The sequence below is a fragment of the Streptomyces sp. NPDC007084 genome, assembly GCF_040703595.1.
Lineage (GTDB): Bacteria > Actinomycetota > Actinomycetes > Streptomycetales > Streptomycetaceae > Streptomyces.
The window spans coordinates 1-14,289 of record NZ_JBEYFY010000035.1; the positions used below are offsets into that span (position 1 = coordinate 1).

Annotated in this window: 8 protein-coding genes and 1 pseudogene; 3 read left to right on the top strand and 6 right to left on the bottom strand. The window is 72.2% G+C overall.

Annotated elements, in window-relative coordinates; translation table 11 throughout:
- The 3 genes from AB0912_RS24600 to AB0912_RS24610 form a co-directional block, all read right to left on the bottom strand.
- Window positions 1–3,754: Rne/Rng family ribonuclease (locus AB0912_RS24600; RefSeq protein WP_366703246.1), on the bottom strand; the 3,754-nt coding region annotated here is incomplete at its 3' end.
- A 260-nt stretch (window positions 3,755–4,014) separates the two neighbouring features.
- Window positions 4,015–4,803: a TIGR03936 family radical SAM-associated protein gene (locus AB0912_RS24605; protein ID WP_366703248.1), complete on the bottom strand. Its 789-nt coding sequence runs from the start codon at window positions 4,801–4,803 to the stop codon at window positions 4,015–4,017.
- A gap of 48 nt (window positions 4,804–4,851) precedes the next feature.
- Window positions 4,852–6,063, bottom strand: coding sequence for a hypothetical protein (locus AB0912_RS24610; RefSeq protein WP_366703250.1), 1,212 nt, complete (start codon window positions 6,061–6,063; stop codon window positions 4,852–4,854).
- Between the two features lie 403 nt (window positions 6,064–6,466).
- Here AB0912_RS24610 and AB0912_RS24615 point away from each other — a divergent pair, with 403 nt between their 5' ends.
- The 3 genes and pseudogenes from AB0912_RS24615 (at window position 6,467) to AB0912_RS24625 (ending at window position 8,603) form a co-directional block, all read left to right on the top strand.
- On the top strand, window positions 6,467–7,162 hold the full coding sequence (locus tag AB0912_RS24615; RefSeq protein ID WP_366703252.1) for a DUF899 family protein: 696 nt from the start codon (window positions 6,467–6,469) through the stop codon (window positions 7,160–7,162).
- A 360-nt stretch (window positions 7,163–7,522) separates the two neighbouring features.
- A pseudogene (locus tag AB0912_RS24620) lies at window positions 7,523–7,843 on the top strand (recombinase family protein); the annotation flags it as partial.
- 292 nt (window positions 7,844–8,135) lie between these two features.
- Window positions 8,136–8,603 (top strand): hypothetical protein, encoded by a 468-nt coding sequence (locus tag AB0912_RS24625; protein ID WP_366703254.1) that lies wholly within the window; start codon window positions 8,136–8,138, stop codon window positions 8,601–8,603.
- 310 nt (window positions 8,604–8,913) lie between these two features.
- Here AB0912_RS24625 and AB0912_RS24630 read toward each other — a convergent pair whose 3' ends face one another.
- From AB0912_RS24630 to rodA, 3 genes are all read right to left on the bottom strand, one after another.
- Window positions 8,914–10,884: a TIGR03960 family B12-binding radical SAM protein gene (locus tag AB0912_RS24630; protein ID WP_366703256.1), complete on the bottom strand. Its 1,971-nt coding sequence runs from the start codon at window positions 10,882–10,884 to the stop codon at window positions 8,914–8,916.
- 142 nt (window positions 10,885–11,026) lie between these two features.
- Window positions 11,027–12,793: a CYTH and CHAD domain-containing protein gene (locus tag AB0912_RS24635; protein ID WP_366703258.1), complete on the bottom strand. Its 1,767-nt coding sequence runs from the start codon at window positions 12,791–12,793 to the stop codon at window positions 11,027–11,029.
- A gap of 265 nt (window positions 12,794–13,058) precedes the next feature.
- On the bottom strand, window positions 13,059–14,255 hold the full coding sequence (gene rodA, locus AB0912_RS24640) for a rod shape-determining protein RodA (protein ID WP_366703260.1): 1,197 nt from the start codon (window positions 14,253–14,255) through the stop codon (window positions 13,059–13,061).
- Window positions 14,256–14,289 lie beyond the last annotated feature (34 nt).

Sequence of the window (14,289 nt, forward strand, 5' to 3'; positions counted from 1 at the left end):
GCGGACGGGCCGGAGCGGCGCTCTCGGCCGCAGCCGGCTCGGGGGCGGGCTCGGCCTCGGGTGCCTCGGGTGCCTCGGCGACGGGCGCCGGAGCGGGGTCCGTGACCGCGACCGTCACGACGGTCTCCTCGGCCTCCTTGGGCGAACCGGCGGGCGCGGACACCTTCCGGGTCGCCCGGCGCCGCGTACGGCCCTTGGGAGCGGCGTCCTCCTCGGCGACGGCGGCCACGGGGGCCGGCGTCTCCTCGGCGGGCGCCTCGGCCACCGGCTGCTCGGCGACCGGCTGCTCGACGGCCGGCTGCTCGGGAGCAGGGGCCTCGACGACCGGGTCCTCGACGGCGGCCGGCTCGGCCTCGGCGGCCTCACGGGACCGCGCGGCGGCCCGCTCGGCCCGCTCCTCGCGGCGGCTCCGGGGAGCGCGCTCCTCGGACTTCGGGGCACCGGCCGGAGCCGAGGCACGCCGGGTGGCGCGGCGCCGCGAACGACCCCGGCCCGCCGCGGCCTCCGCCTCGGCGACGCTGCCGTACAGCTCCTCGTCCGGCTGGAAGTCCGGCTCAACCGCCACGGGCGCGGCGACCTCCGCGGCCAGCTCGGCCTCGGTCTCGACCGTCTCCGGCTCCTCGGCCGTGTCGTGCGTCTCGTGCGTGTCGTGGTCGTGGTCGTGCTCGTGCGTCTGCTCGGCACCGCCACGGCCGCGCTTCTTGCGCTTGCCGCCGCCACCGACGGACGTCGGCTGCTCCATGTGCACGATGACACCGCGGCCGTTGCAGTGGACGCAGGTCTCGGAGAACGACTCCAGCAGGCCCTGGCCGACCCGCTTACGGGTCATCTGGACCAGGCCCAGCGAGGTCACCTCGGCGACCTGGTGCTTCGTACGGTCACGGCCCAGGCACTCCAGCAGGCGCCGCAGGACGAGGTCGCGGTTGGACTCCAGGACCATGTCGATGAAGTCGATGACGACGATGCCGCCCAGGTCGCGCAGCCGGAGCTGGCGCACGATCTCCTCGGCCGCCTCCAGGTTGTTCCTGGTCACGGTCTCTTCGAGGTTGCCGCCCTGGCCGGTGAACTTGCCGGTGTTGACGTCGACGACGATCATCGCCTCGGTCTTGTCGATCACCAGCGAGCCGCCGCTCGGCAGCCAGACCTTGCGGTCCAGCGCCTTCATGAGCTGCTCGTCGATCCGGTAGGTCGCGAAGACGTCGACCTCGGAGGTCCACTTCGAGAGCCGGTCGGTCAGGTCGGGCGCCACGTGCGCCACGTAGCCGTGGATGGTCTCCCACGCCTCGTCACCGCTGACGATGACCTTGGAGAAGTCCTCGTTGAAGATGTCGCGGACGACACGGACGGTCATGTCCGGCTCGCCGTAGAGCAGCGTCGGCGCGTTGCCCGTCTTCGCCTTCTTCTGGATGTCCTCCCACTGCGCCTGCAGCCGCTCGACGTCACGGCGCAGCTCGTCCTCGCTCGCACCCTCGGCGGCGGTGCGCACGATGACGCCCGCGTCCTCGGGGACGATCTTCTTGAGGATGGTCTTCAGACGCGCGCGCTCGGTGTCGGGCAGCTTGCGGCTGATGCCGGTCATGGAGCCCTCGGGCACGTACACCAGGTAGCGGCCCGGCAGGGAGACCTGGCTGGTCAGACGCGCGCCCTTGTGGCCGATCGGGTCCTTGGTGACCTGCACCAGGACCGACTGGCCGGACTTGAGGGCGGACTCGATACGGCGCGGCCCGCCCGACATGCCGAGCGCCTCGAAGTTGACCTCACCGGCGTAGAGCACGGCGTTGCGGCCCTTGCCGATGTCGATGAAGGCGGCCTCCATCGACGGCAGCACGTTCTGGACCTTGCCCAGGTAGACGTTGCCGACGTACGAGGTCGACTGCTCCTTGTTGACGTAGTGCTCCACGAGCACGTTGTCCTCAAGGACGCCGATCTGGGTGCGCTCGCCGCTCTGGCGGACGACCATCACGCGCTCGACGGCCTCGCGGCGGGCCAGGAACTCGGCCTCGGTGATGATCGGGACCCGGCGGCGGCCCTGCTCGCGGCCCTCGCGGCGGCGCTGCTTCTTCGCCTCCAGACGGGTGGAGCCCTTGATGGACTGCACCTCGTCGGACGGGTGGTCTTCCTTCTTGCCGCGCGGCTCGCGGACCTTCACGACGGTGCGCTCGGGGTCGTTGTCGCCCGGCTCGCTGTCGCCGCCGGAGTCACCGGCGCGACGGCGGCGGCGCCGGCGGCGCCGGCTGCTGCTGGAGCCACCCGGCTCCCCGCGCTCGTCGTCCTCGGACTCCTCGGCGTCCTCCTCGACCTGCTCGGCGGTGTCCTCGGCGTCCTGAACGGCCTGCTCGGCCGCGTCGTCGTCCTCGGCGGAGTCGGCCGAGTCGTGGTCGGCGTCGGCGGACTCACCGCGGCGGCGGCGACGGCCACCGCGACGGCGGCGGCGACGGGAGCCCGCGGACTCCTCCTCGCCGTCGTCGCCCTCGGCGATGTCCTCGGCGTCCTCCGCCGGCTCGGCGTCCTCGACGGTCGCCTGCGGCTCCACTACGTCCTGCGGCTCCACGGCCACGGCGACCGGCTCGTCCTCGACGGCCCGGCGACGGCGGCGGCTGCGCCGGCCGCCGGTGGGCTCCTCGACGGCCTCGGCCGGCTCGGGGGCCTCGACGGGCGCGGGCGCCTCGGTGCTCGCTCCGGCCGCCTCGGCTGCGGCGGCTGCCGCCGCCCGCTCCGGCGTCTGGAACATCGGCTCGGTGAACACCGGCGCCTGGAACACGGCGACGGCGGGGCGGCCGGGGCGGCGCGCGGACTCGTCGTTCTCCTTCGGCGCGGGCGCCGAGAAGCCGACGGCGGCCTTGCGGGTGGCGCGGCGGCGGCCACGGCGCGGGGCGCCTTCCTCGGCCGGCGCGGAGTCCGCGACGGCCTCGGGACGCCCGGCCTCGGCGGGCGTGCTCTCCGCGGACCGGGTATCGGCGGACGTGCTGTCCGCGGACTTGCTGTCCGCGGGCTTGTTCTCGCTGGTCACGGGCGCCTCCACACGCTCGTCGGCGGCGTCACCCTCGGGGGCGCCGGCCGGGGCGGAGACGCGCCGGGTGGCGCGGCGGCGGGTACCGCGGCGGGGAGCGGCGTCCTCGGCCACGGTGTCGGCGGGCGCCTCGGCGGCGGCCTCCACGGGGGCGGCGACGGGCTCGGCGGGGGCCGTCACGGTCTCGGCGGCCTCGGCGGGGGTCGCGGTGGGCGCGGTGACCCGGCGGGTGGCGCGGCGGCGCGGACGGGCGGCGGGAGCGGGCTCCTCGACGGCCGCCGGGGTCTCCTCGGCGGCCTGGGCCGCGGGCTCGGCGACGGCCGCGGCGGCGGGCACCACGGTCTCGGCGGTCTCGGCGGCGGCCTCCGGCGTGCCGGCGGGTGCGGAGACCCGGCGGGTGGCACGGCGGCGCGTACGGCGCGGCGCGGCCTCGTCCGCCTCAGGCGCTTCGGTGACCTCAGGTGCCTCGGCGGGCGCTACGGCCTCGGCCGTCTCGTCCGTCTCCTCGGCCTCGGCGTCCACGGTGTCCGGAGCGGCGGCGGACTCGTCCGCGACGGGGCCGGCGGACGCGACGGCCGGTATGGCCGGCGCGGTGGTCTCGGCCACGGCCTCGGCGGCGGCGGTCGGCGGACCGGCGGGGCGCGAGGCGGCACGGCGGCGGCGCCGCGGCGGCAGGGTGTCGCTGGGGGTGTTGTTGTCGTCGGCGCCCGTGGCGGGCGCGGCGGGTTCGGTCGGCTCAAGCATGCGGGTGGATCTCCCGTCAGGCTCCCGGGCGCCGCGCCTGGTCCGGCAGTGCCGGTGACGTCCGCGGCTCGCGCGATGCGCGGTGCCGCCGTCCGGGGCGCGGGCGCCGCACGGGAGCTCTCTGTGTCCTGTCTCGCCGGTTCCGTACGCCATGTGTGCGTACGGCCTGGCGAAAGTCTTGTGGTCGGTGCGCTGCCCGACCCAGGTGGCTCCCGGATACGAGGGCGGCGCTACGACGTGCGTCCTTACGCGGGACTTCCTTACGCCGACGCCTTCGCGGTGGCAGTTTCTGCGGCCCCGGCGCGAACGGCTGGGGCGGCTGCGACTGCCTCGCGGTCGGGCGCGAGCGGGTCGGTCACCGTGCCGGTCTCTTCATCGAACAGCCCCTGCGCCAGCCTGGTCACCGCTGCGGCGACCGGCGGCGCCAGGTCGGCCACGGCGCTGAGACCGGACAGGACGTCGTCGGGTCGAACGGCAGGCGTCACGTGCCGAACAACCAGCCGCAGTATCGCACAGGGCTGGTCGCTCGGCCTATCAGCCTGGGGACCGTGCGTCTCCGGAACCGTCTGGAGAGCCGCCACCGGGCCACGGGCATCGAACGTCCGTACCCCGTTCTTGGTCTTGCGGCGGACCTCGACGGTCTCGGCCGCCGTGAAGGCCTCGACCGCGCGCTCCGCCTCGGCCGGTTCCACTCCGTCCAGGCGCAGCTCCCACACGGAGGCGGTGAGCCGGTCGGCGAGACCCGAGGTGCGGGCCTCGACGGCCTCGATGATGTCGAGGCCCGAGGGCATCGACTCGTCGAGAAGCTCACGCAGGGTCTCCGGGTCGCGGGCCTCGGTGAGCGCGATCTCCAGGTACTCCGCCTCGCTGCCCGTGCCGGTGGGTGCGGCATTGGCGTACGACACCTTGGGGTGCGGGGTGAACCCGGCCGAGTACGCCATCGGGACGGCGGCACGGCGCAGGGCGCGCTCGAAGGCGCGCTGGAAGTCACGGTGGCTGGTGAACCGGAGGCGGCCGCGCTTGGTGTAGCGCAGTCGGATGCGCTGCACCGCGGGTGCGGGAGGCGGGCCTTCGGGCTGTCGCTTCGCCAGTGTCGCTCAGTCCTTCGTGAGTGCGGTCGTACTGCTACCAAGAGTACGTGTCCGGGCGGCGACCGGTTCCCGCGGACCGAGTGGCTCCGCTTCCCGGGGTGCGCCGGGGCGTTGTTCCGGTCCGCCGCCGGGCCGCTCGTGCGGTGCCGGGGCGAGCCGGGGTTCGGCTGCCCGGGCGAGCCGGGGTTCCGGTGCCGGGGCGAGCCGGGGTGCCGGGGGCGGGCCGAAGAGAAGGCGGCGGAAGTCGGCGCGGGCCTGGCGGGCGCCGTCGCGGGCGGCGGCCAGGGCCTGCCGTGCCGCCCGTCCGGCGACGCGCGCCGCCTCGGCGGCGGGCTTGAGGACCAGGTCGCGGACGGTGTGTCCGACCGGCGTCAGCACCGTCCGGTAGGCCCAGCGGGCCGGATCAACCAGGGTCCAGCGCAGCAGCCGTCCGAGGAACCGGCCGACGGCGAGCGAGATGTGTCCGGCGACACGCCAGGCGTGCCCGAGCGCCTCGCCGATCTCCCGGCCGACGACGGCGAGGAACCGGCCGGCCGGGGCGAGCACCCAGCGCCACAGCGCGAGCGCGGGCAGCACCAGCAGCAGGCGGGCCGTCCAGTAGAGGACGGCGCCGACGCCGACCAGGATCATCCGTACGACCCACACGAGCCCGGTGAGTATCAGGACGACCGTCCTGCCGACGGGTGCGAGCACCCAGGTGTAGAGCCATCCGGCGGGCACGACCACCAGGTGGCGGGCCAGCCAGACGAGGGCCGTCCAGATCCCGCCCCCGACGGCGGCGAGGACCAGCCCGATGCCCCGGAGCAGCGCGGCGACGGCGTGCCCGACCGGGGTGAGCAGCCGGGCGTACGCCCAGCCGAGCAGCGCCCCGATCCCGGCGGCGAACCAGGTGACCGCGTGGCCGAGCGGGGTCAGGATCGTGCGGTACAGCCACCCGGCGGGCACGACGAGCAGCACCCGGCCGAGCCAGGCCAGCGCGATGCCGGCCGGGACGAGGACGTACCGCCACAGCGCGACGAACGGCCAGACGAACACGGCCCGCGCCACCCACCCGAGGAGCCGCCCCAGCGGACGCAGCAGGGTGTCCCGGAGGAACCGTCCACCCACGGCACACGCGTCCCACACCATCCGCACCGGCACGACGAGCACGAGCACGACGATCCGCACCGGGACGCGGATCGCGACGGCGAGACAGCCCTCGGCGGCGGCACCGGGCATCTCGGACGGCGCGGGGGTCCCGGGGGTCCCAGGTGGCCCGAGGGGGGTCCCAGGTGGCCCGGCAGGGGTCCCAGGTGGCCCGGCGGGCGGCTTCTCCAGATCCATACCTGCCTAGACGCAGCGCCCGCCCCGATGGATGCGCCCGACGCGCTGCGCGGCCCCCGAAATCGCCGCGCACGCGACACCGACCGAACCGCGCCGGACAAACCGCGCCGGACGAAAAGCGTCGGCCGAACCGCACCGGAGGAACCGTCATACGGGCCCGAGCCATGGGAACTTCACCCCGAACCGATCAGTCCCGCCCTCGCCGGTCGTCGTGGACCGATGAGTTCCCGCTCGCCGCGGAGTCTGCCCCTCGTACGGAAAGCCGGGTACCCGGGTAAGCCGAGCCTTGTGAGGGACCATGACCGTCCACGCACTGCCCCCTGTTGTCGACAGCGCGACCTGGGAGAAACGGCTGGAGGCCCTGCGGGCACGGGAGAAGGCCGCTACGCGGGAGCTGGACGCCATCGCCGCCGAGCGCCGGCGACTGCCGATGGTCGAGATGCCCGCCTACACGCTGGAGGGCGCGGACGGCCCGGTCCGGCTCGCGGACGTCTTCGAGGACAAGCGGCAGCTCATCGTCTACCACCACATGTGGTTCGCCGGCCAGGACTGGCAGTGCTCGGGCTGTACGGGGTTCACCGCCCAGTTCACCCGCCTGGAGTTCCTGGACGCCTACGACGCCCGTTTCGTCATCGTCACCCAGGGCCCCATCGCCGAGGCGCTCGCCTACAAGGAGCGGGTCGGCAACCGGATGCCGTGGTACTCGACGGCGAACAGCCCCTTCGGCGCGGATGTCGGCGCCCCGCCCGGCGGCGGCTTCGCGGTCAACGTGTTCCTGCGCGACGGCGACACCGTCCACCGCACCTGGCACACCGACGGCCGCGGCACCGAGCAGCTGAGCCACACCTTCCCGCTCATCGACCTGCTGCCCTACGGCCGCCAGGAGGAGTGGCAGGACTCCCCCGAAGGCTGGCCCCAGTCCCCCACGTACAGCGGCTGGGCCACGTCCCAGGCCATCGCGACGGCCTACGGCCCCCAGGCGGAAACTCCCTGACCCCACCGGTCCCAAGGCACTCCCTCCCCACGGGGCAGGGGGCGCTTCCCAAACCCCCCAAACACCCGCGCCTGCGACCCGACCCGGCCTCTTTGCCCTGAAAGACAAACGCCGGCGAGCCCCCTTGCCGGTCAGGGCAAAGGGGCTCGCCGGTCGCACAGTCACGCACAGGGCGGTACGGGGCTCAGTCTCAGGCCCGGTGTCCCGCTCACCTCAGTGAGAGTGGCCGGTCGATGCCGGCGTCGGGGCCGCGTTCTTTACCGTCAGCGGAAGCAGTTTCTTGCCTGTCGGGCCGATCTGGATGCTGGTGTCTATCTGCGGCTATATGCCAACATGCCCAAAACCGCTACGGTGCTGAACATGGCGAAGCGAACGAGGACGCGCACCGCAACTGACCGCAGCCAATACTCAGTTGAGGCCGAGTGGACGGCAGCGGACGTAGCCCCTTTAAGAGAGCTGAAGAAGGCTGAAGCACGCTTACCCGACGACGCCCCACGAGCCCTGCTGTCCGTACGGCTGTCCGTGCTCACCGACGACACGACGTCCCCCGTCCGCCAGGAGCTCGATCTCCGAAAACTGGCCCTAGACCGCGGTTGCCGAGTCATAGGCGTGGCCAGTGATCTCAACGTGTCGGCGATGAAGGTTCCGCCGTGGAAGCGCAAGGAGCTCGGGGACTGGCTACTCTTGCGACCTGATCTACGTGCCGAGAGCCTTGAGGACGGCAGCTGTTTCTGCCTGGCCGCCGTCCTTCAGAGCCTTCACGAGGCACCTCACCTCAGTGCTCGAGTCCATTGGTTCGGAGCGCTTGTGACCGCCAGAGGCAGCAACTCCGGGCGCCGACTGAGCAAGCCCCCGGCCCTTGGGCGGTACCCGGCGGGTGCTCGACGCGAAGACGGCATGTTGTAGCCTCAGCGCGCTGACCAGCGGGGTCGTCCCAGAACCGGTCCCGATGCTGGCCCTTCGGAGGGGTGACGTGATCAAGCGAGTACAGAAGATTTCCGGGGCGACCTTGGCGGCAATCGTCGTCTTGTCCGCGTGTAGTGGCACCAAGCCCAAGGAAGTGACGTCCTCCCCGAGGCCGACATCGAGCTCCAGCAGCGAGGCCAGCACGCCCAAGCCTCGGAAGGACAGCGGCAAGGCTGATGCCGCGCTCACCGATAGCTGGGGTTCCTCTCGCGCATCCATGAGCTCGGACGCCGAAGGCATAGTCATACTCCACATCGATGGCCCGCGGGTCGAACTGATCGGGTCTCACCGCTGTCGAGGCAAGGTGGCCAAGGAAGACGGGCTGAACGTCATCAGGCTCAAATGCGATGACGGCAACACCGACCGAACTGTTGGACGGGTGTACGGGCTCTCGGCGAAGACCATGACCGTTGACTGGGAGGGATTCGGGGCCGACATGTTCCTGCGTGCTACACACGCAACTGGTTCGGCCTGAGCTGACGAGTCAAGCCGTCGGTCCGCGGATTCGCTCCCCGGCGAACAGCAACGAGGCTCCCCTTCCCTGTCAGCAAGGGGAGCTCGCAGGGTCGTACACGTCACGCAGAAGCCAATCCGGGCCTCAGACCCACTCCACCTCAGAAAAGATGTACAGCGAGGCCTCAGGGCCCGGCAGAGGCGTCCGGAGGGGTACTGGTGGCACCGACGGGCGAGAGGGCGAGGCGCCAGCCGCGGACAGCGCAGTCGTCACCTCGTCCTCGCTCGCTCCCGCCAGCACCTCCATCACCCGATCGAGTGCCCCGCTCACCTCAGTGAGAGTGACCGCTCGATGCCGGCGTCGGGGCTGCGTTCTTTACCGTCAGCGGAAGCAGTTTCTTGCCTGTCGGGCCGATCTGGATGCTGGTGTCCATCTGGGGGCAGACGCCGCAGTCGAAGCACGGGGTCCAGCGGCAGTCGTCGACCTCGGTCTCGTCCAGGGCGTCCTGCCAGTCCTCCCAGAGCCAGTCCTTGTCGAGACCGGAGTCCAGGTGGTCCCAGGGCAGGACCTCCTCGTAGGAGCGCTCGCGGGTGGTGTACCAGTCGACGTCCACGCCGTACTCGGGGAGCGTCTTGTCTGCGCAGCGCATCCAGCGCTCGTACGAGAAGTACTCGCGCCAGCCGTCGAAGCGGCCGCCGTCCTCGTAGACCGCGCGGATGACCGAGCCGATGCGGCGGTCGCCGCGGGACAGCAGGCCCTCCACGATGCCCGGCTTGCCGTCGTGGTAGCGGAAGCCGATGGAGCGGCCGTACTTCTTGTCGCCGCGGATCTTGTCGCGGAGCTTGGTGAGGCGGGCGTCGGTGTCCTCGGCGGAGAGCTGCGGCGCCCACTGGAAGGGGGTGTGCGGCTTGGGCACGAAGCCGCCGATGGAGACCGTGCAGCGGATGTCGTTCTGGCCGGAGACCTTGCGGCCCTCGGCGATCACGTTCATCGCCATGTCGGCGATCTGGAGGACGTCCTCGTCCGTCTCGGTCGGCAGACCGCACATGAAGTACAGCTTCACCTGGCGCCAGCCGTTGCCGTAGGCGGTGGAGACGGTCCGGATGAGGTCCTCCTCCGAGACCATCTTGTTGATGACCTTGCGCATGCGCTCGGAGCCGCCCTCGGGCGCGAACGTCAGGCCGGAGCGGCGGCCGTTGCGGGTCAGCTCGTTCGCCAGGTCGACGTTGAAGGCGTCCACGCGGGTGGAGGGCAGGGAGAGACCGATCTTGTCCTCCTCGTACCGGTCCGCGAGGCCCTTGGCGATGTCGCCGATCTCCGTGTGGTCGGCGGAGGACAGCGAGAGCAGGCCGACCTCCTCGAAGCCGGTCGCCTTCAGGCCCTTCTCCACCATCTCGCCGATGCCCGTGATGGACCGCTCCCGCACCGGACGGGTGATCATGCCCGCCTGGCAGAAGCGGCAGCCGCGGGTGCAGCCGCGGAAGATCTCCACCGACATGCGCTCGTGGACGGTCTCCGCGAGGGGGACCAGGGGCTGCTTCGGGTAGGGCCACTCGTCGAGGTCCATCACCGTGTGCTTGGAGACGCGCCACGGGACGCCCGACTTGTTCGGGACCACACGGGCGATCCGGCCGTCGGGGAGGTACTCGACGTCGTAGAACGCCGGGATGTAGACGTTTCCGGTCTTCGCCAGGCGGAAGAGGACCTCCTCGCGCCCGCCGGGGCGGCCCTCCGCCTTCCAGGCGCGGATGATCTCCGTCATGTCGAGCACGGCCTGCTCGCCGTCACCGATGACCGCCGCGTCGATGAAGTCGGCGATCGGCTCGGGGTTGAACGCGGCGTGCCCGCCGGCCAGCACGATCGGGTCGTCGAGGGTGCGGTCCTTCGACTCCAGCGGGATGCCGGCCAGGTCGAGGGCGGCCAGCATGTTCGTGTAGCCCAGCTCCGTGGAGAAGGACAGGCCGAACACGTCGAAGGCCTTCACCGGGCGGTGGCTGTCCACGGTGAACTGGGGGACCCGGTGCTCGCGCATCAGCTCCTCCAGGTCGGGCCAGACGCTGTAGGTGCGCTCGGCGAGGACGCCCTCGCGTTCGTTCAGCACCTCGTAGAGGATCATGACGCCCTGGTTGGGCAGGCCGACCTCGTACGCGTCGGGGTACATCAGCGCCCAGCGGACGTCGCAGTCCTCCCACGGCTTGACCGTGGAGTTGAGTTCTCCGCCGACGTACTGAATGGGCTTCTGCACATGCGGGAGCAGGGCTTCGAGCTGTGGGAAGACCGACACAGCGGTTTCGGCAGACATCTCGCGAACCTTCGTGAGCCGACAGGGGTGACCATCCAGCGTAGCGCGGACCGGAGGGCCCTCTGCCCACGGCCAGCCCCGACGGTCGCCCCGGCCCCGCCCCGGTCCGGCTCCGGTCCGTCTGACGGCCGTCAGACGGGCGTCAGACGGACGCCTGTGCCGCCGTCGCCCGCCAGGCCTCCGGCAGCGCCGCCTCCGCCTCCGCCGCGCGCCGCTCCTCGCGCCCGTAGAGCACGCCGTAGGTGAACGCGCTCTCCCCGGCCGCGTGCGCCAGGGCCGCGAGTTCCCGCAGGGCCTCACGGGTCATCACGCTGTCCTGGTGGTCCCCCAGGAGGCCCTGGAGGGACTTCATCGCCTTGGCGAGCGAGGCCGCGGGGGCGCCGAGTGCCGGGGTGGCGGCCTCGGCGGCGTAACGGGTGCGCTTGGCCTTCTTGCGGGCCTCGTGCATCGCGAGGTCGCGGTCGGTGCCGGGCTGTCCGTCGATCGCCTCCGCGACGAGTTCGCCGACCCGGGCGAAGTCCTTGCGGACGGCCTTGGCGATCACCTTTCCGGGGTCCCCGGCGGCGCCCTTGAGCAGCGGCGGCTCGGTGACGAGGGCGTCGAGGGCGGTCAGCAGGGCGAGATAGCGCTTGCCGTCGAGGACGGCGAGCAGGCGGCGCCGGGAGCCGCCGTGGCGGGCGTGCGCCCAGGTGCGCAGCCGGGTGCGGACGGGCCCGGTGACCAGCGGGCGGGGCAGTTCCCCGAGGGCGTGGGTGAGCCGGTCGGTGAGCACCTCCCGGTCCCGGTCGACGCCGAGTTCACCGGCCAGCCACTTCAGCTCGTCGCCGATCGGGCCGGTGACGGCGGGGTCGAGGAGCCTGGCGTACGAGCCGAAGGCGCTGCGCATCCGGCGGGTGGCGACGCGCATGCTGTGCACGGAGTCGGGGAGGTCACGGCGGACGGCGGGATCGAGTTCGACCAGGGCGTCGCGCTGGGTACGGAGGTAGGCGAGGACGTGATCGCCGGCGGTGCGGAGTTCCGCGGCGGGTTTCCGGGCGGGTTCCGCTGCGGAGGCGGGTTCCGCCGCGGAGGCGGATTCGGCCGCGAAGGTGGGCTCCGCCGCGGAGGCGGGTTTCCGGGCCCGCTTCCCGGCACGCTCGCCGGCCCCCTTGCCCGCTGGCACTCCGGTCCCCTTGCCCGCTCGCACTCCGGTCCCCTTGCCCGCCCGCGCTCCAGTCCCCTTGCCTGCCCGCGCTCCGGCCCCCTCGTATGCCCGCTCGCCTGTCTCCGCGAGGGCCTTGGCGAGTTTGGAGGGGGCGGCGGAGCGGCGGAGGCCGGCCTTGCGGAGTTTCTTCTCCACCTTGTCGAGGAAGGCGGGGTCGCCGTCGTCGGCGAGTTCCACCTCGATCTCGGTCCAGGCTGCGGTCGCACCGGCCGAGCGCCCGCCCCCGTCTCCGCCGCCGCCCTCACCCGCGCCCCCGTCGAGCCGCTCCGCGCGGACACGGTCGAGGCTGACCTCGGCGAGCAGCGCGCCTGAGGCGTCGACCAGGTGGCGGACGTCACGGGCGGAGACCAGGCGGACGAGCGGGACGAGTTCCGCCTCGCGCACCCGGGAGCGCACCAGGCCGGACAGGGCACGCGGCACGGTGTCGGAGAGGGGCGCGCGGATCTCGTCGCGGACGCCCTCGGAGACGGGGAGTTTGAGGTGCCAGCCGGCGTCCGCGCCCCCGGTGCGGCGGCGCAGGGTGACGGAGGCGGCGGCGAGGCGCTGGTCGGGCGTGTCGTAGTAGGTGGCGTCGAGTTCGGCGAGGCCCTTGTCGACGACGGCGGCGACACCGGGGACGCCGCTCAGGTCCGGCAGGCCGCCGGCGCCGCTCTCGCTCGCGGGACCTTCGTACTTGCGCTCGATCTCGCGTTTCGTGTCCGCCATGAACCGAATCTAGACGCGATGTACGGCTCTGGGCAGCCCCTGACCGGCCTCTCCTGGCCGATCGAGGACCCGTACGCATACCCGCCACGGCCTCGTACGGGTACCCGCCGCGGCCCCGTACGCGCACCCGCACCCGATCCCGATCCTGACCGGATGTCACGATCCCGATCCCGACCGGATGTCACGATCCCGATCCCGATCCTGACCGGATGTCACCCCACAGCGGCCTGGGCGACACCCGGCAAGGGCTCGTCGCGGCGGCGGCCTACGCCGACATGGGCCGCTGCACCCTGATCGACTGCAACAGCCCCACCGCGACCCACACGGCGAACATGGAGGACCCTCCGTAGGAGACGAAGGGCAGGGGCAGACCGGCGACCGGCATGATGCCGAGCGTCATGCCGACGTTCTCGAAGGCCTGGAAGGCGAACCAGGCGATGATGCCGGCGGCGACGATCGTGCCGTACAGCTCGGTGGTCTCGCGGGCGATGCGGCAGGCGCGCCACAGGACCACGCCGAGCAGGACCAGGATCAGGCCCGCGCCGACGAAGCCGAGTTCCTCACCTGCGACGGTGAAGACGAAGTCGGTCTGCTGCTCCGGCACGAACTGGCCGGTCGTCTGCGAGCCGTGGCCGAGGCCGGTGCCGAAGAGGCCGCCGGAGCCGATGGCGATACGGGCCTGGTTCGTGTTGTAGCCGACGCCGGCCGGGTCGAGGTCGGGGTTGGCGAAGGCGGCGAAGCGGTTGATCTGGTACTCGTCGAGGATGTGGAGCTGCCAGACGGCGACCGCGCCGAGGGCGCCCGCGCCGATCAGACCGAACACCCAGCGGTTGGAGGCGCCGGAGGCCAGCAGGACGCCGAGCACGATGACGACCGCGACCATGATGGTGCCGAGGTCGGGCATGAGCAGCACGATCAACATCGGTACGGCCGCGAGGCCGAGCGCCTGGACCACCGTGCGGTGGTCGGGGTACTGCTTGTCGCCCGCGTCGACCCGCGTGGCCAGCAGCATCGCCATGCCCAGGATGATCGTGATCTTGATGAACTCGGCGGGCTGGAGCGACAGTCCGCCCGCGACGAGCCAGTTGCGCTGGCCGTTGATGGTGGCGCCGAGCGGGGTCAGCACCAGCAGGATCATGAAGACGGACAGGCCGTAAAGGATCGGCACGGCCGTGCGCAGGGTGCGGTGGCCGAGCCAGATTGTGCCGATCATCAGACCGATGCCGATGCCCGTGTTCATCAGATGGCGGATCAGGAAGAAGTACGGGTCGCCCTGGTTGATCTCGGTGCGGTTGCGGGTCGCCGAGTAGACGAGGGCCGAGCCGATCAGCGAGAGCGCGGTGGCCGACAGCAGTATCGGCCAGTCGAGCCGGCGCGCGACCGAGTCACGGGCGAACAGCCGTGTCCAGCCCGCGCGCTCGGGTCCGTACCCGGAGACGGAGAAGTTGTTGGCTCCGGTCATGTCAGGGTCCTCAAGCCGTTGGTCGCCGCGGTCG

What these genes read in the sequence shown, in the direction of transcription:
- AB0912_RS24630 (WP_366703256.1), bottom strand. Translation starts at nt 10,884, where the DNA reads ATGTCTGCCGAAACCGCTGTGTCGGTCTTCCCACAGCTCGAAGCCCTG.
- AB0912_RS24610 (WP_366703250.1), bottom strand. Translation starts at nt 6,063, where the DNA reads ATGCCCGGTGCCGCCGCCGAGGGCTGTCTCGCCGTCGCGATCCGCGTC.
- rodA (WP_366703260.1), bottom strand. Translation starts at nt 14,255, where the DNA reads ATGACCGGAGCCAACAACTTCTCCGTCTCCGGGTACGGACCCGAGCGC.
- AB0912_RS24615 (WP_366703252.1), top strand. Translation starts at nt 6,467, where the DNA reads ATGACCGTCCACGCACTGCCCCCTGTTGTCGACAGCGCGACCTGGGAG.
- AB0912_RS24635 (WP_366703258.1), bottom strand. Translation starts at nt 12,793, where the DNA reads ATGGCGGACACGAAACGCGAGATCGAGCGCAAGTACGAAGGTCCCGCG.